This is a genomic window from Paenibacillus sp. 2KB_22 (assembly GCF_052115745.1).
GTDB lineage: Bacteria > Bacillota > Bacilli > Paenibacillales > Paenibacillaceae > Paenibacillus.
Genome location: NZ_JBFRHG010000004.1, coordinates 62068 through 87215, shown reverse-complemented (window position 1 = coordinate 87215; position 25148 = coordinate 62068). Strand labels below are relative to the sequence as shown.

The window sequence follows — 25148 nt, the reverse complement described above, 5'->3', positions numbered from 1 at the left end:
GGCAGGGAGGAAGGCGACATGTGGAACGGGGATGCATTTAGTAATCCCGAGGCGCAGTACCGGGTCCATCCCTTTTGGTTCTGGAACGGGGATATGGAAGAAGAGCAGATGAAGCGGCAGGTGGCTGAGATGGCCGCGCAAGGTGTGGGCGGATTCTTTATCTGTCCACGTCAAGGACTGCAAATTCCCTATCTCTCCGAAGCGTGGTTTGATAAGGTGCGGATTGCAGTGGAAGCGGCGGCCACTCACGGCATGCAGGTATGGTTATATGACGAGTATCCTTATCCGAGTGGAATGGCTGGCGGGGAAGTGACTCTTGATTTTCCTGAAGCGAAGCAGCGTCAGCTTGTGCATCATCAGTTGGTGGTTCAGGGCGGAGAAGCTGTGGATCTGGAGTTGCCATGGGGACGAGTCTTGGTTGCCAAGGCGATTCCCAAGGATGCACAGGGTAAACGGTTATGGCATGAATCCATCGATCTGCGCAGCAAAATCGGTAATATTCAAACGGATCAGGTGTATCAGGAGACAGGGCTCACATCGTATAACCGGAAGAGGTTCTTCACCTACCGAACAGCATTTCAATTGTTGTGGGATGTGCCCGAGGGTGATTGGGAGTTGATTATATTTCAAGAGATGGAGATCGATGATTTCAAATATTACGGCAACTTTGTTGATCCTTGCCATAAGGAAGCGATGAGTCGTTTTATTGAACTGACACATGAGCGTTATAAGTCAGCAGTTGGAGATCGATTTGAAAGCGTAATTAAAGGCGTGTTCTCGGATGAGATCGCGCCACTGGGCCGTATCCCCTGGTCACCCCAGCTTCCCCGTTATTTCAGTGAGCGTTGTGGTTATAGTCTGATCGATTCGCTACCGGCTCTGCTATACGGTGATGTTCCGGACGCGCATCGAATCCGGTATGACTATTACCAGTCACTGCATCTGCTTCTCAGGGAGTCCTATCACAGACAGGTGCATGACTGGTGTGAGGAAGCAGGAATCCAGTATGCGGCTGAAGTGCCTGGCGTACGGATGACCACCCAGTTATTCAGCCATATGCCAGGTGGTGACTCGGCACATGAGAAAATCGGACGATCCTTATCGTGGATTCTGGAACGCTACGGCCAAAAGATGCGTGACAATCCCAAGATGGTCAGTTCGCTTGCCAGGCAATTGGGCCGAAGTCGCAATCTGATTGAATGTTTTCATAGTGTAGGCTGGTCTATGACGTTACAGGATGCAAAATGGATGATTGATCGCATGGCCGCCATGGGCACCAATTTCTATAATTTTCACGCCTTTTTCTATACGATCGGTGGGCTTGCGAAGCATGATGCACCGCCGTCTCAATTTTTGCAGAATCCCTACTGGAAGCATTTCCGGCAGTTAGGGGATTACACCGGACGGTTGAGCTATCTCATGAGCACCGGAGCAGCAGACATTCGTATTGCTGTACTTGACCCAACGACGACATTCTGGAGTCTGATGGGCAATCCGCTGCATGGATTTGAGTATAGCGGCGAAGACGAAGCAGAACGGGTGCAAATGGAGCGTCTGACGAAGGACTGGATGCGAATCACGACCCATCTGCTTGAAAACAGACGTGACTATGACCACCTTGATCCCGAATTGTTGGCTGAAGCTGACTTAACGGATGGTATCATTCAGATCGGCGTTGCCCGTTATGACGTATTGATTCTGCCACCGATGCTGAACCTGGAGGCCGAGGCCTGGGAACAGGTGAAGCGATTCGTTCAGCAGGGAGGAACTGTTATTTCTGTTGGGATGCCTCCGCATATTGCCATCCAGCCGGGAAGTCCGGAGGGAGATGAAGCTGCTCAGTTCTTTGGTGCGGGTGAACAGCCGCAAGAAGTGTACTGGGGTCGAAGCGGGACAGCTGATCATGATCACCGTGAATCCATGTGGCATCAGGGCGAGGGCAATACGTATTTCTTACCTGCCGGAACGGGGCAAGGAGATGACTTTTCGCTGGAGCTGATCTCCCTCCTGCTCGATCAGGTATTGCCGGAACCCATCTGCTGGATCATGGAGGAGGAAAGTTCTTCTTTGTTGATGCATACCCGTCTATTGTCGGCTGGGGAGCATATGGTTTTTTTGACCAATCAGGAGGGTCAGGAGTTGGAGGGACAATTGAAGTTGGTCTCCAGACAGCTGTGGGATGGAGCGGAGCTGGCGGAGAACACTTGTCTGGTGGCAGAACGACTCGATCTGGAGACGGGACAGCTTCAGGCATTGCCGTATACGAGCAGTGGCGGGGAATGGTGCATCACACTAAGGTTAGCGCCTTACGAAGCGCATGCTGTGCGCCTTACTTTACAACCTGCGAAGGTAGAGACGGTACTAACGAAGGTGGATGTTACAGACCAAATAGGTTCGACATTCAAAACGGATGTTTCGGCAGGAGTGCAGCAAGCCACTAAGATCAGAATTCCTGCGGAAGGGCCATGGCGACTGGAAACGGTGCAGCCTAACATCTTGCGAATGGGACAATTCCATCTTGAGGCCTCCAATGCTAACGGAATAATACTGGAAAGCCAGCATGTAGCTGTGAAACCGTTTATTGATCAGGCGGCAGAATTATCGAAGCAGCAGCATCTGCCAGTCGAGTTTAGTCAGGTATTTGGCACACCGAAAAAGGCATCCGTTGCTTATCCGATCGAGTGCCGATATACAACCACATTTGAGCTAAGAACGGCATTGCCTGCATGCCTGTTATTCATGGACAGAGCGGCGATCTCAGGCAGTTGGTCGATGGAGATTAATGGGCAGCCGCTTCAAATAGAACAATTCGATCCAATCGAAATAACCGACCACAATAACATCGCTTGTGACATTACGGAGCTGCTGCACAGCGGTCACAACGAAATGACGGTCATCGTACAGGTAACGAAAGATGAGGATGGTATCGTGGATCCCCTGTATCTACAGGGAAGATTCGGGGTGGAGTTCCATCATGAAGGCATGGCTTCGCTCGTACGGGAGCCGGACATGGCACTTCGCATCGGACCTGAACCTCAGCCGCTGTATCCTCATTTTGCCGGGGAGATGAGTTATAAACGCACCGTCTGGCTGGATGAGCCTGGGGAAGAAGTTACCTCGTTTGAACTGGAATTTAGCGATTGGCGTGTGCAGGATGTGGTGGAAGTGCGGGTAAACGGACATAGCCTGGGGGTAAGATGCTGGTCTCCGTATCGTTGGAAGGGAGATGCCTCATGTTTGCGTCCTGGGGATAACGACATTGAGGTGCGGATTACCAACACATTGATTGGTTTGCTGGAAGGCACGTATTTTGATTCAGAACATCATCGATTACAGGATGCAGGTCATGTACCTGCTGAAGTATTCGGATAAAGGAGTGGAAATAGGGGATGGGACATCGAATTCAGTTTGACCGTTATCCAGGTGGTGTGATGAAAGCGCTGACGCTCAGTTATGACGATGGAGTGATTCATGATCGAAGACTGGTGGAGATCTGTAATCGGTATGGACTGCGGGGAACATTTAATCTGAACTCGGGTACGCTAGGCACTCCAGGCCGCATTGATCCAGGAGAAGTTGCAGAACTCTACGCCGGACATGAAGTAGCCGTTCATACCGTTACTCACCCTACGCTGCCTTATGTTCCGAATGAATTATTGACCGAAGAGATTATCGAGGACCGAAAAGCGTTGGAGCAGCTTGTCGGTTATCCGGTTCGAGGCATGGCTTATCCCAATGGAGGGTACGACCGTGCGTTAAGTACAAAGCTGGCGTGGCTCGGCATCGATTATGCTCGTACCGTTGAATCTCATGGCAGATACACACTGCCAGACCGGCCGCTTGAATGGCATCCGACCTGTCATCATAACCATGATCTGGCGGGGCATGCTGAACGTTTTATCCAACATTCCAAAACAGGTACACCACTATTACTCTACGTCTGGGGCCACAGTTATGAGTTCAATGATAACGACAACTGGGAGATTATCGAACAGTTTGGTGAGCGGATTGGTGGCAGGAACGACATCTGGTACGCCACGAACATCGAAGTGATTGCCTATTGGAAAGCCGTGCAACGACTGGAGTGTTCGGCCGATCGATCCATCATCCACAATCCGTCTGCCATCCCGGTTTGGTTCACGGCTGATCAGCAGGTGATTGAAGTGCAGGGTGGGGAGACATTGCGGCTAAGCGAACGAATCAAGGTATAAGGAAGGGAGCTGACGATCATTCGTTATTTTCATGAGAACGAGGCGATTGCAGGCAAGGTGTACGATTCAATTCCGGATATATTGACTACGGTGGCTCAGCGTTATATTGGCGATCATCCGCAACATTCCTTTTTGTTCAGAGCTTATCATCAGGAAGGTTTTCGCAGGCTGGGGGATTATCGCTACGACCTGAATCTGAATGAGAAATGTGCAGAGGCGCGTGCAGGGCAGTACGTGTATATATGGGGCAAGTTATGGAGCGAGCAGAATGCAACGTTAAATACAGGCCTGAACTGTTATAGTCCAGTGACGATCTATGTGAACGGCGAAGAGGTATTCAAGTCGGAGTTGTTGCAGGAATTATTTCCCGAGCGAAGAACCCAGATTCCGATCTCCGTGAACTATGGTTGGAATGATGTGTTGCTGTGTTTTGTCAAAACAGAAGTCGGATTCGGCGGGATCTACGGAACAGCCTCATTCAAAAATTTCCCGCTGCACTTCCTTACTCCTGGGACAGTTCGTCAGGGTCAGGAAGGCTGGTTATATTCAGAACCTGTCGATGAACCTGTATTGTCTCTTCCTCGTAACGGCATGACGGAAGAAGAAACAGGTCTTACCTGGTATCCACGCAGGAGCTGGACGGGGGAGGAACAGAGTAAGGGTTCATTTGCTCGAATCTTTGGTAATGAACAACCGGCAGTGGCCTACGCATGGTCCAAACTGGATGTAACCTTGCCAGGATCAACGCCAATTATTTTAATAGGCCGTCATGATAGTGCTTTGACTCTGTATGTGGGTGGCAAGGAAGTATACTTTGCTGGAGGTAGCGGTAACTTTCACGTTGAACTCCCGCGCCATTACGGTTCATGGGATCTAGTCGTGAAAGGTGAAATCCAGGCACAAGGTGGCTTCTGGGGATTCACGTTGGAAGAGGACGAAAGTTCGGGTTCCACAGGCTGGAGACTAAAATCACCTCATCCGGTTGCGGGGTGCTCTGACCCCTGGCTGTACACAGGTGTGTTTGCTCCCGGCGCTGAGCCATCCCACACCGACATCGTGCGAACAGATACCGTGTTTGATGATGGCGCACAAGGTGTCTATTGGCGGGTAGATCTTCCAGATACCCATGTTCGTCCTTACCTGGAGAATACACATTACGGGAAGTGGAATTATCCGCTTGGTGTTACCCTGCTTGGACTGCTCCAGACAGGACAGGATTTGGGACGGGATGATTACATTCAGTATGTTCGGCAACATATTGAACTGAGTACTTCATTCGACCGCTATGGTCTGTGGGATCGGGAAGGGTACGGGGCGGCAGGAATCAATAATCAACTGTCTGCCATCGACAGTCTGGATGATTGTGGTTCGTTCGGATCTACGCTGCTTGCTGCGATGGAGTTGGGCGATATTCGTGGTGGAAGAGATACCGCGGATCGGATTGCGGGTTACATAACGGATGAGCAGGAACGTCTGGAGGATGGTGCCTTTTACCGGGTTCGCGGCAGTGGGGAGATGCGTCAGGAGACGATGTGGTGTGATGACTTGTACATGAGTACACCTTTTCTAATGCGTTATGGTCAGTTGACAGGAGATAGCGCGTACTGGGATGATGCGATCAATCAGTTCCTGATGTTCCGTAAATACCTCTACCTTCCCGAACAACAGATCATGTCCCATGTGTACGATTTTGTGCGTGGTCGGGCAACAGGTATTCCATGGGGACGCGGGAACGGGTGGGTGCTCTTTTCATTGACCGAATTGTTAACCATCTTGCCACATGATCATGTGAAGCGGCCGGAACTGTTACGTTTCTATCGTGATCTAAGTCAAGGTTATCTGGCGTTGCAAGGGGAAAATGGGCTTTGGCATCAGGTGCTGAACCGCCCGGATTCGTATGAAGAAACCTCCTGCACATCCATGTTCATCTACGCTTATGCCCGTGGTATTCGGGAAGGATGGCTGGAACAGCCGGAGCCTTATTTGGAGGCGGTACGCAAAGGATGGGAAGGCATGACACGCTTGTCAATTGACTATAAGGGCAATGTATATGGGGTATGCCGGGGTTCCGGGTACTCGTTTACCGCCTTGTATTATCGTGATGATCTGGGGTGGAATCTGAACGACACCCATGGGATTGGCATTGTGCTTTTAGCAGGCATTGAAGCGCATAGAATGAACCAGCAGCTTCGCAAGGCGTCCATCGATTCTTCGGTTACGGCCGCGCAGCGCTGAAGTTTGACGCAACGGAACGGATGTATGTGGATAGCTTTCTATAGGTTGAGTACCAGCTAAAGAAAGCGGCATGCCCCTGGGCTTGCCGCTTTTACCTGATTATAATTCCGATCTGCATAATAGCAATGATAAATACACTTACCTTTACCCAATAATATGAATAACTCTGTTTTTAGCAAGCATTAAAATAATTCCAACTGCTCCGGTCCTTCTTCCTTCTCCGGTTCAGTACGGTCAGGAAAAGGCTTCATTGGCAGGTCCAGCAGGTCCATCATCATCTGTGCATTCGCCGCTGCATCGCCTCCGGAGTTGTTGTTAAAAATAACATATACGTCCTTGCTCTGCTCCTGCAATTGCTCCAGATACCCTTTCCACTCCAACAGCTCTTCCTTGTTGTAACGGTACAAGTAACGGGTCTCGCGCCAATTGGGTGCACCATTCTGATGCCAGCCGGACACATTGCGTCCATGCATGCGAACCAGTGTCATGTCCGAATCCGTGGCCTGGGGCACGATGGGAATGGAACCTAAACCCGCCTGAGGTTCATCACAAACGCTGTGAATCCAGCCTTGCTCCTTCATGAACGCAAGCGTTCGCTCACGCATGCCATCTTCGTACCAGCTGCGATGGCGGAATTCGAGGGCGCAAGGAATACCCTCCATTCGAAGTTTCACTTCACGAAGCTCTTTCACATTGTCCTTACTACATTCGAACCAGGGCGGATATTGAAATAAGGCTGCCTGCATTTTGCCTGCTTCTATGACGGGTTCCAGTGATTCTCGAAAAGCTTTATACATCTCCGACGTACTGGAAAAGTAGGGTTTGCCTCGCAGATGCCCGGTCATCCCCTGATAGGCTTTGATGATAAAAGCAAAGGATTCGGGCGTCTCTGCGGCCCATCGAGCCATGCGATCCCGCGGCTGTACGGCGTAGAAGGAACTATCCACCTCCACGGTGGAGAAGTATTGTCCGTATAGACTGAGCTTGTCTTTGGCTTTGGTACGGTTCGGATAGAGATCTTCCTGATCCCCCCATCCGGTAAGTCCGATGTGAATCATAAGAACACCTCCTGTTGCTTTTTGAACAACCTCTTATAATTAACCGATTTGCGGGCGTATGTCTAACATTATATCGTGTACATTTTGGCTCTTCAATGTAGGCAATGTACCGGAATTTTTTTGAGTTTGCAGAATAAAGACGTTACAATACATTAAAGCTAGGGGAGATGATCAGACCTGTAACAAAAGCGTACTACAGAGAGAGGATCAGTGACCATGTGGAGGGCGAGAATGGATGACGGAATGGTATGAAAAGAGTTTTGGAGAAGATTATCTTCTCGTATACAAGCACAGGGATGTGCACGGTGCCTATCAGGAAGTACATAAAATGATCAATTGGTTGAAGCTTAAGCCTAATGCTGAAGTATTGGATCTATGCTGCGGTATGGGACGGCACTCCATGGCACTTGCTGATGCAGGATTGCGAGTGACCGGAGTTGATCTGTCCGATGTGCTTTTACGCGAAGCGCGTCTAATGGACACTGAACACCGAGTATCGTGGTGTCTTGCGGACATGCGTGAACTCCCACTGAAAGGTGGCTTTGATGCCGTAGTTAATCTGTTCACATCGTTTGGTTATTTCCTGGAGGACGGAGAACAACTGAAAGTATTACGTGCCATTCATCGCATGCTTCGCCCGGGTGGCAGCTATATTATTGATTTTATGAATACGGCTTATGTGACTCGTCATCTGGTGCCGCACTCTGTCCGAGAGGATGAAGGGCAGCGAATTGAGGAATTTCGCAAGATTGAAGATGGATTTGTGCAAAAGGAAATTCGCATTACCGATACCGCATCCGGACATGAACCGCGGGTATATCAGGAGCGTGTGAAGTTGTACACACGGGATCAACTGAGTCAGATGTTAAGTGCAGCCGGGCTCCGGGTGGATCAGGTTCACGGCGGCTATGATGAAGAGAAATATGACGAGCAGACTTCTCCACGCATGATTTTTGTTGGTCGTCGTCCTGTGGAGTGAACAGAGATCGTCAGGAAGGGGGATAACATGAAGCGAACAGAAGAGATGTCCATGACAGAGGGCATATACCGGGTCAAGATCAGCATGTCGTTTCCCTTGCGATGGGTGAATAGTTATGTATTATCAGAACCGGATGGAAAGATAACGATTATAGATCCGGGACCGCGCAATTTGGAAACAGAACAGGAGTGGAATGAAGCGCTGGCAGATCTCGGCCTGACCTTTGGTGATATTCGTCAAATTGTACTGACCCACCATCACCCCGATCATCTTGGGTTGTCGGGTTGGATGCAACAGATGACGGGGGCACCCGTTCGAATGTCCACACGCTCACGCGAAGAAGCCGATTATATGTGGGGACCTGATTCACACATTAATACAATATTACCTGATTATTATAGTCGTCATGGTATGCCGGAAGACAAGACTGAACAGATATATGAACATATGAAGACATTTACTTCGCAGATCACGCCACTTCCGAATGTGACACCCATTGAAGATGGCGAGTGGCTCGGTATGGGCGGGAGACGTTGGGTTGCTGTAGAGACGGGTGGACATGCTCCAGGCCATTTATCCTTTTATGCGCCGGAGTCCATGGAGATACTATGCGGAGATGCAGTTTTGCCACAGATTTCACCGAATATCAGTCTGCAACCTGGCAGTGACCCTCAGCCATTATTGTCTTATATGGAAGGATTGCAACGTCTCGGGGAGCTGAACGTCAAGCAGGCATATCCGGGGCATCGGAATCCGTTTTCCACATTCAACGAACGGACCGTTCAACTGCTCGCACACCATGAGGAACGACTTCAGAAGCTGGCGGATCGAATGCAGGAGTCACCAGCGAATGCGTATGACATCTGTGTACACATGTTTGGCAATCGGCTTGGTACCCATCAACTAAGGTTTGCCATGAGTGAGACGTTGGCTCATTTGCAGGAGTTAATTCGACGCGAAGTAGTGAAGCAAGTGCAGCAATCGGATGGTACGTTCTATTTTCAAATCTAAATGGAATAATTGATATCGATATGAAATGATAATGCGATCTTATATAGAGACTCGGGACAGGAAACTCACCTGTTCGGGGTCTTTTTAGCCTCTCTTAACAGTTCATTCATCTATTTTTAAGCCAGCGCGTCTATCATACAACTATGAACTTCGCTAGGGGTGTCTTGAGACACACCCTAAAGAAAGCAGGGAAGAGCGATGAACAGAAGAAAACAGAATCAATGGAGAAAATGGCAAGCTTCAGCGGCAGCAACGTTGACCGTGGCTGCACTCTTTCAATATGTAAGAACTTCGGATGCCTTTGATGTGGCCTATGCAGCAGCGAATGGCACAGATACAAGCGTTACTGCTTCAAGCCAAGTGGATACGCATGATGATGTGATGGATGAATGGATCAACAGCACAACGGACAGCAACAACTGGAATACGCAGGACAATGATAATGATGATAGTCAATATAATGGTACATCCGATAGTACACAATCTGCATGGCCTGATCAGAGCATGAGTAACGAGAGAAGTTACTCAGATTCTGAACGTATCAGCCAACATAATCAGGATTCAGATTCCGGAACCAGCAGTGGCAGCTATCAGTCACGCACAGGTGCATCATGAGCCGCACAGAGCAAGTCGTTCGTCCGCTCCGGTTTCAATTCCGTGCAATGAACACGGATGTTGAAGTGCAGTTGTCCGCTGGGCAGGAAGAAGCTGAACATGCAGCAACCTTGGTGAAGAATTGGTTTGAGACGCAAGAGCAGCGCTTTAGCAGATTTGTGGCAGACAGTGAACTGAATCGTCTGAATCATGCAACCGGATGGATACCCATCTCCGCTGCGATGGATGAAGTGCTGAGTCTGGCCTATGGATATATTGGACTGACTGAAGGAATTTTCCAACCGGGTATCTCGCAGGCTCTTCAGGCTTCGGGATATGATATAAGCTTCGAGAAGGTGCAACAACGACAACCGCAACGTCCGCTGCTTGAGCGCATTTTGCGAACAAGAACACCTGAAAGTTCAGGAATGATGGAAGATGGGCATGACCACAGTCGTCCGGGATGGATTCAGCGGGAAGGTAGCCGGATGGTTCATCTGGACCCTGGAGCTGAGTTGGATCTGGGAGGGATCGTTAAGGGATGGGCGGTGGAGCGCATTGCGGGCTGGTTGCAGCGAACATTGCATATCCCGGCGGGCTTAATTAACGCGGGTGGAGATATTCAGGTATGGGGTACACCGGACTATCCCCAGTGGACCTTGAAAGTAGCAGATCCTTTGCAAGGCCAGGGGGATGCGTCAGGTACGGTTCGCTTACAGCGAGGAGCTGTTGCCACTTCGGGTATTTCGCATAGACAATGGCATAATTCAGACGGAAGCCTTGCGCATCATCTCATTGATCCCCGGACGATGGATCCGGCGGATACGGATGTGCTGCAGTGTACCGTTTTGGGACAGCATGCGTCGCAATGCGAGATTATTGCCAAGACGGTCTGCATTATGGGGAGTGCCGAGGCAGTGAGTTGGTTAAACCGACATTATGATCGGCATGACGTCCTGTGGATAACACAGGATGGAAGCACTTATTTTAGAGGAAATACGGATACGCTCGCTGAGCACTGGCCCGGTTTTGATCCGGATCATCGCTTCAGTCTGATTTAAACGGGGGACAAGTCGAACAGATATGGGGGAGCCGGTTATGGCACAATGGATTGTAGATTACCTGCCGACGTGGAATATCATTCGAATTAGTGGAATTGCTGCTTATGTGCTGCTCTTTGCTGGTGTATTTCTGGGCATTGCTCAAGGGATGCCGATGGCCAAAGGCAAACCAAAAGCGGCCATGTTCAAATGGCATACACGAACGACCTGGCTTGCCTTCGGACTTGGACTCGTGCATGCGTTAACGTTATATATTGATCATTACAGCCCATTTACCTGGGGAGAACTTCTGATTCCTTTTACCGCCTCCGTGCATCCGATTGGCAGTGGTCTGGGAACGTTATCCTTCTACGGATTAGTGATCGTCCTATTATCCAGTGACCTGCGGAGCAAGTTGGGCCGCAAATGGTGGTTCTTGTTCCATATGCTGTCCTATCCGGTGTTCATTGGTCTGCTGGTTCACGGCATGGTAACGGGATCAGATGCTGGTAATATCATCCTGCGGATGATGTATGTATTTACGGGACTCAGCATAATCGGAATCACCGTGCTGCGTGGCATGTTACGAGAGCGCAAAGGCCCCGAAATCACGATTGGACCGAAATGGACATCATCTGAGCCAGCTGCCGAGCAGAAGTGGGTTGAAGGTTATGGTCTGGCAGGAACGGTACGACCTAAACATCTGAAATAATAATATGTGGATCATCCAATTATCATGGTACACATGCAAAAGAAGCGGCCATCAGGCCGCTTTTTTCATAAACAGTTATTTCAATAAGCATCCACACACATGTCCATTGTCCCACATGATTTCAGATATGAAACGAGTTACGTGTTATACCGTGTCATCGCTGACAGGTTTTTCTCCCAGTGCTTCTTCAAGCTCGGATTGTTTGCGATGGGCGATCCGACTGCTCGCTGCCGATGCAATCGCACCGACAATATCATCGAAGAAGGTATGGACAGGGCCCAGGCTCTTGTCATTCAGTCGTTCGAGCACCCCTGGTTTCAGCTTGTCCACATAACCATAATTCGTAAATCCGATGCTGCCATATACATTGACGATGGAGAACGCCAAAATCTCATCCACACCATATAGTCCTTCATCGTTCTCAATCATCTCCTGCAAAGGAGATATGAGCTGTCCCTGTTCTGCCAGAATATCAAGCTGAATCCCGGTCAGGACAGCGTTCTGTACCTCACGTTTGCGTAGAACCATCTCCACATTTTCGATACATTCTTCCATCGTAAGACCTGGGTAATATTTTTTCTGCAATAACATGACCAGTTCTGCGATCTCAGGGATCGTGACGCCCCGCTTATGCAGCCATTCCCTAGTTGCCTCCGCGACCTTGCGGCTATTCAGGCTGTAAGGGATTTTTTCTTGCTCAGGATGTTCCATGGGCGATTCCTCCTCTGAAGTTAGCAATGTCCCTACTCTTGCTTCCTAATACGTATTAACCGGTTTTACGTTTCTTTAAGATCATCAAACGTATAACTTTTCAGCGAAGCTTTTATCTTTTAGTTATTTTTTGGACAAAGGCTCGTATACATGGTAGTACAAACTGTAAAAATGATGAGGGGGAACGTGATCATGAGAAAGATCCAATCTTTGCGTACGGTATCGGCAGCTGCGCTGCTGAGCATTCCTATGGTGTTGTCAGGTTGTGGCATGTTTGGAGCCCAGTCTTCCGAAGCTGTTGATCCGCCACCGCCCATTCAGGAAGCAGCCATGATTCAGGCAGCCGAAGGGAATGGGGCACTCACAACGTTCCCGTTAACGACAGTATATCTGCAAGACCAGCAGGGACTGCTCGCTCCGGTATCCCTGACTCTTCCTTCTGGAACAGATGCCAGCAGTCCCAAGACAGCACTGGATACACTTGTCACAGGCGGGGCCTACGCGGGTATGTTGCCAGAAGGATTCCAGGGCGTTCTCCCGCAGGGAACGGTTGTACAGAATGTAACGATTCACGCGGATGACAAGCTGGCGGTCGTTGAGTTCTCGGGTAATTTTGCCAAGTATGATGCGAAGGAAGAACGGAAAATGCTAGAAGCTGTTACCTGGACATTGACGGGAACTCCTGATGTGGAGAATGTGCAGATCTGGGTGGATGGCAAAAAGTTAACACAAATGCCGGTGAACAGCACGCCGTTGCCTGAACCGCTGAATCGGGCTGTGGGAATCAATCTGGATCTGGGTGATACATTGGTGGCAAACAGCAGTCCGGTCACGGTCTATTTCTCAGCAGCTTCACCAGCAGGCATCCAATATTATGTTCCAGTTACACGTCTCGTTACCCCTGGCGAAGATCGGGTGCAGGCAGCATTGAATGAGCTGATCAAGGGACCTGACAAAGGCGGCGAACTGGAAGAAGTCATGACAGGCGGAACAGAGCTGCAATCGGTCAAAACGGCCGAGGATGGCACAGTAACGGTTGCCTTGAAAGATGATATGTTTGCCGAAGGGGATATCGTACCAAGTGAGTTATTACAGTCTGTCGTATTAACGACTGCGGAGAATACAGCCAGCAAGGATGCCAAAGTGCAGATCGAATGGAACGGCCAAAAAACGGTCAAGGGTGACGACAACCGGGATTATAGTGCGCCTGTTTCCAAGCCTGAATATATCAACGAAATTCCGATTTAATGAACGCAGAATGCATAAGGATGCTTTTAACCGAACTCTTTGGTAAAATATAAGGGATTCGTAAAAATAAGTGTTCAAAAAGATCGGTTTTCAGTACCGAGAAGATGGGATGAAGCTAGAAATGGAGTAGCGGAGCGTAGGCAAACTACGTGAGCAACGGACATTTCGGCTGAATTCCATATTCGATGCTGATGATGCCTTAAGGCATCTTTCGTAATCAAAAGCGAGCTTTTTGAACAATCTCTAAAAGTGTGAATAAGTTCAACATTACAGGATGCTTAAGTCGTAGGAGGCAGAAAAAATGAGATCAAACGGACGAAACAGCGAACAGCTGCGCCCGCTGAATTTAACAGTGAACACGAATAAATACGCCGAGGGCTCTGTACTGATTGAAGTTGGAGATACAAAGGTGATCTGTACAGCTACAGTGGAGGAACGTGTTCCTCCCTTTATGAAAGGGCAAGGGAAAGGTTGGGTAACAGCGGAATATTCCATGCTGCCACGTGCAACACACACCCGGAACCAACGTGAAGCCAATCGCGGCAAATTAACTGGTCGCACCATGGAAATCCAGCGTCTGATTGGCCGGGCACTGCGCTCAGTGGTCAATTTGCAGGCACTTGGTGAGCGTACCATTACGCTGGACTGTGATGTTATTCAAGCCGATGGAGGCACACGCACAACATCCATTACCGGTGCGTTTGTAGCGCTGGCGCTTGCGGTGAACAAGATTTCCCAACAACACAAACTGCAAGTATTCCCGATTACGGATTTCATTGCTGCGGTAAGTGTGGGCGTTGTTGGTGAACAGCCTGTACTGGATCTGAACTATGATGAAGATTCCAAAGCCAAGGTGGATATGAACCTGGTGATGACAGGCGGCGGTAAATACGTTGAGCTGCAGGGAACAGGTGAGGAAGCTCCATTTGATCGCCGTGAGCTGAACGCAATGCTGGAACTGGGCGAGCAGGGAATTTTGGAGATGATCGAGCGTCAAAAAGAAGTACTCGGACCGATTGCGCTTAAGATTGGCGCACGTGGATTAGGGGAAGCGTAAGATGAGCTTGGACAGCCCGATCCTCATTGTCGCAACCCGCAATGCGGGTAAAGTCCGTGAATTCGCTCATGCTTTTGCACCGCTTGGCAAAGAGGTCAAGAGTATGTTTGACTACCCGGAGCTGCCGGATGTGGTGGAAGACGGTGTAACGTTTGCGGAGAATGCCTGGAAGAAAGCCAAAGCGGTTGGTGATGCGCTTGGTTTGCCCGTTCTGGCAGACGATTCAGGACTTTGCGTAGATCTGCTGGACGGCGAGCCAGGAGTATATTCAGCGAGATATGCAGGCGAAGGAGCAACGGATGCACAAAATAATGCGAAGTTGCTGGAGACGCTGGAATCGTTGAAATCCGGTGAGGACACCGAGCAGCCGCTCCTCAGTCCCGCTCGATTCGTCTGTGCATTGGTACTGTACGATCCGACAACCGGAGACAAATATGAAGCAGAAGGCACTGCGGAAGGCTGGATCACGGCTGAAGCTGCAGGTGCTGGCGGTTTTGGATATGACCCACTGTTCTATGTACCTGAATACGAGATGACAATGGCAGAGCTGACACTGGAGCAAAAGCAGGCGATTAGCCACCGTGGTCATGCGCTGAGAGCGCTCGTATCCAGACTTGAAGGATGAGTCGAAACGAGACTTTTTGATTTAGTTTAATCAGATGCGAACATCAAGGCGTTAATGGAAGGACAGGAGCATTCCGATGGGATGATTCACCGGCCATTAACGCTTTTTTTATATGAATTGAAGTTGTCAAATGGGGTTAGGTAAGCTCCTTCGATATACCTAATGATGGGGGCTATTTCCGCGACTTTATTACAGAACGTATGTTCCTGTACCTACATAAGAAATGCTTCACGTTGCATGATTGGGAATCCCATTGGGACTGGAGTTGGAAGAAGTTGCAAGCTATGTGTAGTATGGGTTAACATTCAAAATAACGAATCATATATGAACCTAAAACGGAGGGAATTGCCCATGCAAGAAGTGAAGCTTGTTGTATCCTACGATGATTATGAGGACGGCATTCGTATGGAAAAATTAATTAAGGATTTGGCCGCTAAACCTGAGGCCGGCTCACTGGAAAGTCTGGTCATCGGAGATTGGGGACAGGCTTATGAGAGCTCACCTCAAGAGTTCATGAGCACACTCATCGAGTCGGCTTCAAGCTTTCCGTCATTGAAGAAACTGTTCATCGGGGATATGGGATTCGAAGAATGTGAAGTGTCGTGGATTATTCAGACGAATCTTACTCCCTTATTGGGCGCCTTTCCAGAATTAACATCATTCTCGATCAAGGGCAGTAGCGGCCTTAGTCTGGAACCGCTCCAGCATGCCAAGCTTGAAGAATTGATTATTATCTGTGGCGGTCTCCCGAAAGAAGTGTTATCTTCGATCACCCATGCCAAATTGCCTGAATTGCGTAAACTGGAATTATTTCTGGGCGTCGATAATTATGGCTTCGATGGATCACTTGAAGATGTACTGCCTTTGTTAGAAAAAGGATTATTTCCAAAGCTGGTGTACTTGGGTCTGAAAGACAGTGAAATTCAGGATGAGATTGCGAAAGCAGCAGCTGAAGCATCTATTCTGGAGCAACTTGAAGTACTGGATCTATCGCAAGGAACGTTGTCCGATGAAGGGGCAGAGGCGTTACTTGCCAGTGACAAGATCAAGCAGCTGAAACATCTCGATCTAAGTTACCATTACATGACCGATGAAATGATCCGTCGCTGGAACCAATCGGGTATATCCGTAGATGTTAGCGACCAGCAACAAAGTGATGAGGATGACTGGCGTTACCCGTCGTTAACGGAGTAGAAGATGTCAGGTTTTACGAAAATAGTTGAAAGTCTGCATCAATCAGATGATGTCCCTGATTTTGATCGAGAGCAGCCATTATTATTGATCGGAAATCCCCATAATCGGCGAACGCAAGGGATGCAAGAGGCCAGGCATAGATTAGGGATGAAACCTGCCGTTGTATTGCCTTATGCCCAATTGCTCCAGAACTGGAGACAGGGGCGAACGATCGTTGATATAGTAGATTCCAATCTACCTGTGCCCCTCGTTCGGATTGATGCTCCTGGTGAGGATTGGGAAGTAGAACGTGAATTGTTATTCCTTGGAGTTATAAACGCTACGTCATGCTTAACAGATGAAATGGGAACAGAGGCATTCTCAGCAGAGCAGGTACTTGCGCTGGAACAGGAGTGGGGAAGAATCCATGCCCCTGCTCAGTGGTTCCGCGGCTGGAAAGCATGTCTGGATCGAATCGGCCGTGAGACTCGGGAAATATGGCCTGAAGTTCGATTCATGAATGATCCTGCTGACATTCAATTGATGTTTGACAAGAGAACATGTCAGCAGCATCTATACTCTCAGGGGGTTAATGTACCTCCTGCACTCCAGTCTTCACAGCCGATTCGAAGTTACACTGACTTGCGTACAGCGATGCAATCGGCCGGTATGAACCGTGTATTTGTGAAGCTTGCGTGCGGTTCGGGTGCCTCAGGTGTTGTCGCGTATCAGATTAACCCACGTACGGGTGACGAAATCGCCATAACGACGATGGGAATGGAACAGGCGCAAGGCAAGACAATTTTTTATAATGAAGGACGTTTACGCAAGTATACCCGTAATGGCGAGGTTGCTGCGTTAATGAACTGGTTATGTGCAGAAGGCGCACAGATTGAACGGTGGATGCCCAAAGCCACGTTTGATCAGCGGGCCTATGATATTCGCCAACTGGTTGCGGGTGGACAGGCAGGCCATGCGATTATGCGACTAAGTCGTACCCCTATAACCAATCTGCATCTGCGCAATGAACGTATGTTGCCTGCTGAAGCTGGTCTGGATGAACAGCGGATGTCGCTGGTTCGGACGGCAGCGCAGGCAGCCATGTCATCATTTCCCAACTCGTGGTCAGCCGGAATTGATGTGATGCTTACGAGTGGTTCGAATCCGCGTGCCTATGTGCTGGATGTGAATCCGTTTGGAGATCTGTTATACAGGGTTGAGCATCATGGCCTCGGAACCTATGAGTGGGAAATGGAACTTTTACGAAAGGAGCCTATTCAACATGCCTGATATGAACACCATTGTAGGCTCCCATGATCTGTTAATGATTACCTTGGACACGTTACGATATGACGTAGCCAAGCTGGAAGAGGCGAATTGTCCCAATCTGTGTGGTTCGGGTCCATGGGAGAAGCGTCATACCCCGGGCAGTTTTACATATGCGGCGCACCATGCTTTTTTTGGTGGTTTTATGCCCACTCCTGCCAATACGGATAAGGCATCTCATGTAAGATTGTTCCATTCCCGGAATACCGGACTCAAGACACATCCGCATACCTGGCTGTTTGATACACCGGATATCGTATCCGGGTTCGCAGCTGAAGGTTATCGTACCATCTGTATTGGCGGCGTCATTTTTTTTACGAAAAAAAACCCGCTTGCGAAAGTATTGCCCGGCTATTTCCAACAGAGCTACTGGCGAATGAACTTTGGGGTAACCAATCCCAAATCGACAGAACATCAGGTACAGCATGCATTAAAGCTGCTTGAACAGACGCCGCTGGATGAAAAGATATTTATGTTCTTGAACGTGTCTGCCATTCACGGTCCCAATAAGTACTTTGTAGAAGGTGCCAGGGAGGACTCGGTAGAGACTCAGCGGGCTGCACTTCGATATGTGGATGAGGCACTTGGGCCATTGTTCGAGGCAATGAGGAAACGCGTCCGGCCTGCCTTTTGTTTAGCTTTTTCCGATCATGGTACAGCTTACGGTGAAGATGGGTATCAAGGACACCGGCTCGCGCATGATGTCGTCTGGACGGTGCCATACCGTGAATTTTTAGTATAGAACGTATTGCTCTTAACGTATTAATCTTATGATGATGATAACAACCGGAGACAGGAGGAGACCGATGGACAATCATTCACAACCCATGACAACAGGCCATTCCGATCAGTCCGGATCCAATACAACGACTACAGGTCTTCGTGAAGTACTCGCATTCCCTTATCGTTCGTATTTATACTCATACCCGCACAAGACCGCATATCGGGAGCTTGACCCACCACTGCCGCTGGGACCAATGTGGGAACGAGAAAATACCGATACGTATTTTTTATATATGCACATTCCTTTCTGCGCTGCTCGTTGCGGATTCTGTAATCTGTTCACCCTGCCGGATCGACGGGATGATACGCATGAACGTTATGTAGATGCGCTGGAACGTCAGGCGAAGCAGTGGGCACCCATTACATCTCGAAGACCGTATTCCCGGTTCGCGATTGGTGGAGGAACGCCTACATTACTAAATGAGGTTCAGTTGAATCGTCTGTTTGATATTGCTGAACATGTGATGGGGCTGGACCCTGCGCAAGCATCGATTTCGGTGGAAACGTCGCCGGATACCGTTACGGACGCCAAGCTGGCCATTATGAAGGAGCGAAGTGTTGATCGTATTAGTATGGGCATCCAGAGTTTCATTGAAGCTGAAGCATCTGCCATCTATCGTCCACAAAAACCGCAGGAGGTCGAACGAGCGCTTGAGAAGCTATCTCGGTATGATTTCCCATTGTTAAATCTGGATCTGATCTATGGTCTGCCAGGACAAACGGTGGAATCGTGGATCTATTCAGTGGAAAGAGTGCTGGCCTACGAACCGGGCGAAATCTTTATCTATCCCTTGTATACACGGGAAAATACAATCGTGAAGCCTGATGATATTCGCCGTCAGGGACCTGACATTCGGATGGAGCTGTATATAGCTGCACGTGAGACATTGAAAAGCAAAGGTTATGTGCAATATTCGATGCGCAGATTTGCCAAGGAACAGTCGTCCTCCAAAGTGCTTCTGCCTTATAGCTGTCAGGAGGAGGGCATGGTTGGTCTGGGATGCGGCGCACGCTCTTATACGAGTGAAGTACACTATGCATCCAAATACGGCGTGAGTTACAAGGCCACACAGAGCATCATTGCCGATTATGTGGCGACTGAGCGCTACGATGTGGCGGATTATGGTATCGTGTTAAGCCGTGAGGAACAGAGACGTCGCTTTATTTTGAAAGCCTTGCTGCATCGGGAGGGATTAACATTGTCTGACTACCAAGAGCGCTTCGGTACCGATGTGATGTCCGATTATCCTTGGCTTAGCGAGTTGTTTACGGAAGATATGGGACGGGTTGAACTGGAGGAAGGCGAACGCGTATTACGTCTGACAGAAGAAGGACTGGGTTACTCCGATGCAATTGGAGATTGGCTTATATCCGCCGAAATTCGTGAACAGATGGAAGGGTTTGTTTTCTCATGAGAGCGACGTTATATTATCGCGGCAAGTTGTCTTCCTGCAATTACGACTGTCCATACTGCCCTTTTAGCAAAACCGTCGATTCCAAAGAGACGCTGGAAGTGGATGAACAACAATTGCGTCAATTTGTGAATTGGGTTAAGGCGCAGGAAGACGAAGGTCACCGCTTCTCCATTTTCTTCAATCCTTATGGTGAAGCGTTGGTACGACGCTGGTATCGGGAAGCTATGGTTGAGCTGTCACATATGCCACATGTGGATAAAGTTGCGATCCAAACCAACCTGTCCGTCAAGCTGGATTGGGCGAAGGAGCTGGATGCCAATAAATCAGCTTTTTGGGCGACGTATCATCCTCGTGAGACAAAAGAGGCTTCTTTTGTAAAACAATGTCTGACCCTGCGTCAGATGGGGCTTGCTTTTAGTGTCGGTACTGTAGGACTTCGTAGTGCTTTTTCCGCTATTGAGTCCATGAGACAGGCTTTGCCGGATGATGTGTATATGTGGGTTAATGCATTCAAAGATCGGCCCAAGTATTACACGCCGGAGGAAATTCAGTTTTTACGTGGGCTTGATCCGCTTTTTGAAGGTAATCTGCAGGACTATGAGAGTTTGGGCAAACGTTGTGCTGCCGGTTCGGAAGTATTTTATGTACAAGGGTCAGGGCATGTGAAGCGGTGTTACAAGGATCGCCGGATCATTGGGCATCTGTATCGCGATGGTCTGCAAGCTTTGGCCGAGGATCGGCCTTGTCGCATGAAAAAATGTGGCTGTTACATCGGCTATATTCATATGGAGGATTCACCCTTCAGAGAAACATTTGGTAGTGGGCTGCTGGAGCGTAATCCGGTCCTGATTCCTTAATCGAATGCAATTTTTTGAACAGAATTATGAGTGAATGAGCTTCATTGCTCACAAACGATATTGATCGGCATAAAGTACATCTTCGGAGTGAACGTGAAACAAACCACAGTGGTTTGAACACGCCATAATGGAGGTGTATTTTTTGTATCTTCGTGTGGAAGGTGAATTTGTTTTCTCTTGGATAAGTCTTGAATTCCTTTGAAAATTCCTGAAAATATTTCATAAGTTTTTCATGGTTCAAATTTCATAGTTATTGGGTTAGTGATCTTAGGAACAAAGACCTTTATTCAAATTGTATGGGCATCTATAGTCGCTGTATATATTTAAAAATGGGTCTAAAGACTTAATAATTCCTATGGGAGGCCAGATGCAAAAGTAGGAAACACCATGTACTTTATTTTAACTTTCGGGGGAATAAACATGAAAAGAATATCGATTAGCCGAAAATTACTCTTGGGATTCTCATCTGTATTGTTGTTACTGGTGGCTGTAACGATTATAGCCTATACCCAATTTGTATCCATTGAGAAAACGTATACAGAATTAATTAATAATAGAACAAGCAAACTACTGCTCATCAAAAATATGACGATAGATCTTAAATCACAACAGATTGCTTTGAGGAATTTTGTGATGGAAGATAATGACGTTAACGAGGATGAATTCAATAAGGCATATGAAGATTACATAGCGTTAAGCAAGGAATTACAATCAACGGTTACAAGTCAGAGCATGAAAGACTACCTAACCCAATCAGATGAAGCGATGAGTAAGTACTATGAATTTGCTCAGAATATTATGACACTGACAAGACAGGGGAATAACAGCGAGATCACCAGATTAATGCAGGATACAGCTCCAGATCTGATCGGTGAGTTTGAAGCCATTGTCAATAATATGGAGAAACACCAACAAGACTCCATGAATACTGGCATTGTGAATGCCAATCTTCAGATTGCTCAAGTTCTTCGTTGGATTACTATTATTGGAGTCGCCTCCATTCTGATCGGAACACTCGTAGCGTTCATCATTGGCAGACTGATCTCCTTGCCTGTTGCTGCAGTTGCTCAAGCCGCGAGTCGCATTGCGGACGGGGATCTGACTGGTGAACCCATTGCGGTTCGTAACAAGGATGAGATTGGTGATCTTGCCCAAGCCTTCAATATCATGTCCCGGAATCTGCGTACACTTATTCATCAGGTTGGCAATAGCGCAGAACACGTAGCTGCTTCTTCGGAGGAACTGACCGCAAGTACGGAGCAGACATCAACCGCCACGGAACAAGTGGCCATCACGATGGGGGAGATTGCGACGGGTATGGATAATCAGGTTCGGATGGTCAGTGACGGATTCCAGACGATGAATGAGTTAACGACAGGTTTCCAGCAGGTTACGGTGAACACCTTGAATATGTCCGAGGAAGCGACGAAAGTTTCAGCGAAGACGGTATCTGGAAGTGAGTCCGTTGAATCCGCTGTAGGACAGATGAATTCCATACATGATACGGTCTCAGGTTTGTCGGCAGTTATTGAAGAATTAAGCAGACACTCTCGGGATATTGTGAAAATGGTGGATAGCATCTCTGAAATATCGGCTCAGACCAATCTTTTATCCCTTAACGCTGCAATTGAGGCTGCTAGAGCTGGTGAACATGGAAGAGGGTTCCAGGTTGTAGCAACAGAAGTTCGTAAACTATCTGAACAATCAGCACGTTCAGCGGAACAGATTGTCCCTTTGGTGGCAGCCATGGAGAAAGGGATGCGGAACGCTGCTCAATCCATGAGTTTAGTCACGGCAGAGGTGCAAGGGGGAATTGAACTTGTTCACCAAGCAGGTGCTACATTTAATGAAATTCGGGAAGCGGTTGGTAATGTAGCGGGTCAAACACAAGAAGTCTCTGCTTCAATCGAGCAGATGTCAGCAGGTGTAGAGCAGATTAGTATTTCCATGAAAACCATTATGGAAGTGACGGAAAGTGGAGCTGCGGGAACGGAAGAGGTGAGTGCTTCTTCAGAGGAACAGTTGTCTGCAATGCAGGAGATCGCTTCTGCAGCCAATGATCTCTCGTCCATGGCAGAGCAGTTGCAACAGACTGTCCGTCAATTCAAAGTTGAATGAAACTCCGGCTTGAGAGAAAGTGTGGGTGAAGGTTGGGCGTAGGTGCATATAGCCTTTCGTATAATAAAGGGTGTCCATACAGCTAACCGCTGTCTGGGCACCCTTTTTGGTCATGATAAAGAAACAATGTGCAGCAAGGATAAGGTAGGTTAACGAATAGCGACTTTATACGTCCGCAACCAGGTATTGATCTGCGTCAGATATGCGAACAGTTGTGGACCAGACATCAATTGCCCGAACCACGGGAGATTGGATGCCGCATCTGGAGAAGAAGCTAAGTTACGAATCTGGGTTTTGTCGATTAAAGGCAAAATTGGCGAGGTTGGATCGTCCAGTATGTCAAGCACCTGTTGTTTAACCGCGGCCAGATATTGCGGATTATGTGTTTTCGGGTATGGACTCTTTTTGCGATATAACACATCGTCAGGCAGGACACCTTCGAGTGCTTTACGCAGAATACCTTTTTCCCGCCCACCCGTTATTTTCATTTCCCAAGGGATATTAAACACATATTGAATCAGGCGATGGTCACAGTATGGAACCCGCACTTCCAACCCAGCCCCCATACTCATCCGATCTTTGCGATCCAGAAGTGTAGGCATGAAACGTGTAATGTTCAGGTAGGACATCACCCGCATTTGTGCATCTTTACCCGTTTCCCCATCCAGAAGAGGCACTTCAGCCACTGCATCGGAATAACGGTCTGCCAAATAGTCGAGTGGCCGAATCCATTCCCGAATATCCGGGGATAATAGCGCTGCTCGCATATCAGGTGCTACAGACCACGGAAACGTACCGGAGTTCAGCATATCTTCTCGATGAAACCAGGGGTAACCGCCAAACACTTCATCCGCTGCTTCGCCTGAAATGGCAACCGTGGCCCCTTTTTTGATCTCTTTACAGAACAGATAGAGCGAGGAGTCTACATCTGCCATGCCTGGCAGATCTCTTACTAGCATGGCCTGTGTCAGTGCATGAACCAGTTCTCCGTTCTCGATCTCAATCCAGTGATGATCGGTCTTGAGTTCATCCACCATTCGCTTAATCCAGGGTCCATCTGCACCCGGCTGAAAGGAATGCGCCTGGAAATGCTTGGCGTTATCCACATAATCGACAGAATACGTACTGACTTGGCCTTGCCCGGTCCGGTTGTAATAATCCACGGCTAATGCTGATAATGCACTGGAGTCCAGTCCCCCCGATAAAAGAGAGCATACGGGAACATCCGAAGCCAACTGGCGCTCCAGTGTATCTTGCAAGAGCGTTCGCACCTCGGCTGCCGTCTCCTCCAGGTTATGTTCGTGATGCTGACTTTCCAGTTTCCAATAGGCATAGGTTCGGATCCCGTTTCGGTTATAGATCAACGCGTGTGCCGGCTTGAGTTCGCTCAGTGAAGAGTACACGCCGTGTCCTGGTGTCCGTGCAGGTCCTACGATAAACACTTCGGCCAATCCTTCCGGGCCAACAGCCGCTTCCACATCGGGGTGAATGAGCAGAGCTTTGGGCTCGGAGCCGAATACAAGTATGTCTTTTGCATTACTGTAAAACAGAGGTTTCACACCAAGGCGATCTCGTGCCATAAAAACCTGTTCGCGTCCCCCATCCCATATGGCAAAAGCGAAAATACCGTTAAACCGGTCAACGCATGCCGGTCCCCACTCAATATAAGAGGCGAGCAACACTTCCGTATCACATTGCGTGCGGAACTGATGCCCCCGCTGGAGTAATTCCTTTTTCAACTCGGGTGCATTGTATAGTTCTCCGTTATACACGACGGTATAGGAGGTATCTCCCTGTAACGCATGCATGGGTTGTGCCCCGTTCTCGGGGTCCATTACACTAAGACGCCGATGTCCAAAGGCACAAGGATTGGAGATCCATGTACCTGAAGCGTCGGGCCCCCGGTTCGACAAGCTATCCGTCATACGGACCAGCAGCTCTGATTCCTGGGTCAGATCCCGATTCCACTGTATGAAGCCGGTAATACCGCACATG

At 48.7% G+C, this 25148-nt stretch carries 20 protein-coding genes; 17 read left to right on the top strand and 3 right to left on the bottom strand.

Annotated features, from left to right (window positions below):
- Window positions 1-18 precede the first annotated feature (18 nt).
- From AB4111_RS22790 to AB4111_RS22780, 3 genes are read left to right on the top strand one after another with little or no spacing between them, the layout of a single operon-like run.
- The gene (locus AB4111_RS22790) at window positions 19-3372 is read left to right on the top strand and encodes a glycosyl hydrolase (RefSeq protein WP_442033344.1); all 3354 of its coding nucleotides are present in this window, start codon (window positions 19-21) and stop codon (window positions 3370-3372) included.
- A gap of 17 nt (window positions 3373-3389) precedes the next feature.
- Window positions 3390-4211 carry a polysaccharide deacetylase family protein gene (locus tag AB4111_RS22785; RefSeq protein WP_442033343.1) on the top strand — a complete coding sequence of 274 codons (822 nt, stop codon included), beginning with the start codon at window positions 3390-3392 and terminating at the stop codon, window positions 4209-4211.
- Window positions 4212-4268: 57 nt separating this feature from the next.
- Entirely contained in the window at window positions 4269-6446 is a 2178-nt protein-coding gene (locus tag AB4111_RS22780; RefSeq protein ID WP_442033342.1) for a glycoside hydrolase family 88/105 protein, read from the top strand.
- 182 nt (window positions 6447-6628) lie between these two features.
- Here AB4111_RS22780 and AB4111_RS22775 read toward each other — a convergent pair whose 3' ends face one another.
- Window positions 6629-7504: a DUF72 domain-containing protein gene (locus tag AB4111_RS22775; RefSeq protein ID WP_442033341.1), complete on the bottom strand. Its 876-nt coding sequence runs from the start codon at window positions 7502-7504 to the stop codon at window positions 6629-6631.
- 235 nt (window positions 7505-7739) lie between these two features.
- On the opposite strand from AB4111_RS22775, the gene AB4111_RS22770 reads away from it, so the two are divergent.
- The 5 genes from AB4111_RS22770 to AB4111_RS22750 all read left to right on the top strand — a co-directional run bounded on the left by AB4111_RS22770 (window position 7740) and on the right by AB4111_RS22750 (window position 11840).
- Window positions 7740-8483, top strand: coding sequence for a class I SAM-dependent methyltransferase (locus tag AB4111_RS22770; protein ID WP_442033340.1), 744 nt, complete (start codon window positions 7740-7742; stop codon window positions 8481-8483).
- Between the two features lie 27 nt (window positions 8484-8510).
- Entirely contained in the window at window positions 8511-9494 is a 984-nt protein-coding gene (locus AB4111_RS22765; protein WP_442033339.1) for an MBL fold metallo-hydrolase, read from the top strand.
- A gap of 198 nt (window positions 9495-9692) precedes the next feature.
- Window positions 9693-10109 carry a hypothetical protein gene (locus AB4111_RS22760; RefSeq protein WP_442033338.1) on the top strand — a complete coding sequence of 139 codons (417 nt, stop codon included), beginning with the start codon at window positions 9693-9695 and terminating at the stop codon, window positions 10107-10109.
- The gene (locus AB4111_RS22755; protein ID WP_442033337.1) at window positions 10106-11149 is read left to right on the top strand and encodes an FAD:protein FMN transferase; all 1044 of its coding nucleotides are present in this window, start codon (window positions 10106-10108) and stop codon (window positions 11147-11149) included. The genes AB4111_RS22760 and AB4111_RS22755 overlap by 4 nt, the downstream gene beginning before the upstream one ends.
- Window positions 11150-11186: 37 nt before the next feature.
- Window positions 11187-11840, top strand: a complete 654-nt coding sequence (locus tag AB4111_RS22750) for a ferric reductase-like transmembrane domain-containing protein (RefSeq protein WP_442033336.1) — start codon at window positions 11187-11189, stop codon at window positions 11838-11840.
- A 144-nt stretch (window positions 11841-11984) separates the two neighbouring features.
- On the opposite strand, the gene AB4111_RS22745 is transcribed toward AB4111_RS22750, so the two are convergent.
- Window positions 11985-12551 carry a phosphatidylglycerophosphatase A family protein gene (locus AB4111_RS22745; RefSeq protein WP_105601152.1) on the bottom strand — a complete coding sequence of 189 codons (567 nt, stop codon included), beginning with the start codon at window positions 12549-12551 and terminating at the stop codon, window positions 11985-11987.
- 192 nt (window positions 12552-12743) lie between these two features.
- On the opposite strand from AB4111_RS22745, the gene AB4111_RS22740 reads away from it, so the two are divergent.
- From AB4111_RS22740 to AB4111_RS22700, 9 genes are all read left to right on the top strand, one after another.
- Window positions 12744-13799 carry a GerMN domain-containing protein gene (locus AB4111_RS22740; protein ID WP_442033335.1) on the top strand — a complete coding sequence of 352 codons (1056 nt, stop codon included), beginning with the start codon at window positions 12744-12746 and terminating at the stop codon, window positions 13797-13799.
- 301 nt (window positions 13800-14100) lie between these two features.
- Window positions 14101-14856 (top strand): ribonuclease PH, encoded by a 756-nt coding sequence (rph, locus tag AB4111_RS22735; RefSeq protein WP_253440370.1) that lies wholly within the window; start codon window positions 14101-14103, stop codon window positions 14854-14856.
- Window position 14857: 1 nt separating this feature from the next.
- Window positions 14858-15481, top strand: a complete 624-nt coding sequence (locus AB4111_RS22730) for an XTP/dITP diphosphatase (RefSeq protein WP_336765422.1) — start codon at window positions 14858-14860, stop codon at window positions 15479-15481.
- A 351-nt stretch (window positions 15482-15832) separates the two neighbouring features.
- On the top strand, window positions 15833-16675 hold the full coding sequence (locus AB4111_RS22725; protein ID WP_442033334.1) for an STM4015 family protein: 843 nt from the start codon (window positions 15833-15835) through the stop codon (window positions 16673-16675).
- A gap of 3 nt (window positions 16676-16678) precedes the next feature.
- Window positions 16679-17944 (top strand): STM4014 family protein, encoded by a 1266-nt coding sequence (locus tag AB4111_RS22720; RefSeq protein WP_442033333.1) that lies wholly within the window; start codon window positions 16679-16681, stop codon window positions 17942-17944.
- Window positions 17937-18722: an STM4013/SEN3800 family hydrolase gene (locus AB4111_RS22715; RefSeq protein WP_442033332.1), complete on the top strand. Its 786-nt coding sequence runs from the start codon at window positions 17937-17939 to the stop codon at window positions 18720-18722. Before AB4111_RS22720 ends, AB4111_RS22715 begins: the two co-directional genes overlap by 8 nt.
- A gap of 64 nt (window positions 18723-18786) precedes the next feature.
- Complete coding sequence (locus AB4111_RS22710; RefSeq protein ID WP_442033331.1) at window positions 18787-20178, top strand: STM4012 family radical SAM protein; 1392 nt, start codon at window positions 18787-18789, stop codon at window positions 20176-20178.
- Window positions 20175-21035 carry an STM4011 family radical SAM protein gene (locus AB4111_RS22705; RefSeq protein ID WP_442033330.1) on the top strand — a complete coding sequence of 287 codons (861 nt, stop codon included), beginning with the start codon at window positions 20175-20177 and terminating at the stop codon, window positions 21033-21035. Before AB4111_RS22710 ends, AB4111_RS22705 begins: the two co-directional genes overlap by 4 nt.
- Before the next feature lie 420 nt (window positions 21036-21455).
- Window positions 21456-23153 (top strand): methyl-accepting chemotaxis protein, encoded by a 1698-nt coding sequence (locus tag AB4111_RS22700; protein WP_442033329.1) that lies wholly within the window; start codon window positions 21456-21458, stop codon window positions 23151-23153.
- A gap of 149 nt (window positions 23154-23302) precedes the next feature.
- On the opposite strand, the gene asnB is transcribed toward AB4111_RS22700, so the two are convergent.
- On the bottom strand, window positions 23303-25147 hold the full coding sequence (asnB, locus tag AB4111_RS22695) for an asparagine synthase (glutamine-hydrolyzing) (protein WP_442033328.1): 1845 nt from the start codon (window positions 25145-25147) through the stop codon (window positions 23303-23305).
- Window position 25148: the final 1 nt, after the last annotated feature.

Bases quoted from the DNA above. Each gene is read 5' to 3' on its own strand.
- asnB (WP_442033328.1), bottom strand. From the start codon at position 25,147: ATGTGCGGTATTACCGGCTTCATACAGTGGAATCGGGATCTGACCCAG.
- AB4111_RS22715 (WP_442033332.1), top strand. From the start codon at position 17,937: ATGCCTGATATGAACACCATTGTAGGCTCCCATGATCTGTTAATGATT.
- AB4111_RS22720 (WP_442033333.1), top strand. From the start codon at position 16,679: ATGTCAGGTTTTACGAAAATAGTTGAAAGTCTGCATCAATCAGATGAT.
- AB4111_RS22710 (WP_442033331.1), top strand. From the start codon at position 18,787: ATGGACAATCATTCACAACCCATGACAACAGGCCATTCCGATCAGTCC.
- AB4111_RS22770 (WP_442033340.1), top strand. From the start codon at position 7,740: ATGACGGAATGGTATGAAAAGAGTTTTGGAGAAGATTATCTTCTCGTA.
- rph (WP_253440370.1), top strand. From the start codon at position 14,101: ATGAGATCAAACGGACGAAACAGCGAACAGCTGCGCCCGCTGAATTTA.
- AB4111_RS22785 (WP_442033343.1), top strand. From the start codon at position 3,390: ATGGGACATCGAATTCAGTTTGACCGTTATCCAGGTGGTGTGATGAAA.
- AB4111_RS22755 (WP_442033337.1), top strand. From the start codon at position 10,106: ATGAGCCGCACAGAGCAAGTCGTTCGTCCGCTCCGGTTTCAATTCCGT.
- AB4111_RS22760 (WP_442033338.1), top strand. From the start codon at position 9,693: ATGAACAGAAGAAAACAGAATCAATGGAGAAAATGGCAAGCTTCAGCG.
- AB4111_RS22740 (WP_442033335.1), top strand. From the start codon at position 12,744: ATGAGAAAGATCCAATCTTTGCGTACGGTATCGGCAGCTGCGCTGCTG.
- AB4111_RS22725 (WP_442033334.1), top strand. From the start codon at position 15,833: ATGCAAGAAGTGAAGCTTGTTGTATCCTACGATGATTATGAGGACGGC.
- AB4111_RS22750 (WP_442033336.1), top strand. From the start codon at position 11,187: ATGGCACAATGGATTGTAGATTACCTGCCGACGTGGAATATCATTCGA.
- AB4111_RS22765 (WP_442033339.1), top strand. From the start codon at position 8,511: ATGAAGCGAACAGAAGAGATGTCCATGACAGAGGGCATATACCGGGTC.
- AB4111_RS22775 (WP_442033341.1), bottom strand. From the start codon at position 7,504: ATGATTCACATCGGACTTACCGGATGGGGGGATCAGGAAGATCTCTAT.
- AB4111_RS22790 (WP_442033344.1), top strand. From the start codon at position 19: ATGTGGAACGGGGATGCATTTAGTAATCCCGAGGCGCAGTACCGGGTC.
- AB4111_RS22700 (WP_442033329.1), top strand. From the start codon at position 21,456: ATGAAAAGAATATCGATTAGCCGAAAATTACTCTTGGGATTCTCATCT.
- AB4111_RS22705 (WP_442033330.1), top strand. From the start codon at position 20,175: ATGAGAGCGACGTTATATTATCGCGGCAAGTTGTCTTCCTGCAATTAC.
- AB4111_RS22745 (WP_105601152.1), bottom strand. From the start codon at position 12,551: ATGGAACATCCTGAGCAAGAAAAAATCCCTTACAGCCTGAATAGCCGC.
- AB4111_RS22730 (WP_336765422.1), top strand. From the start codon at position 14,858: ATGAGCTTGGACAGCCCGATCCTCATTGTCGCAACCCGCAATGCGGGT.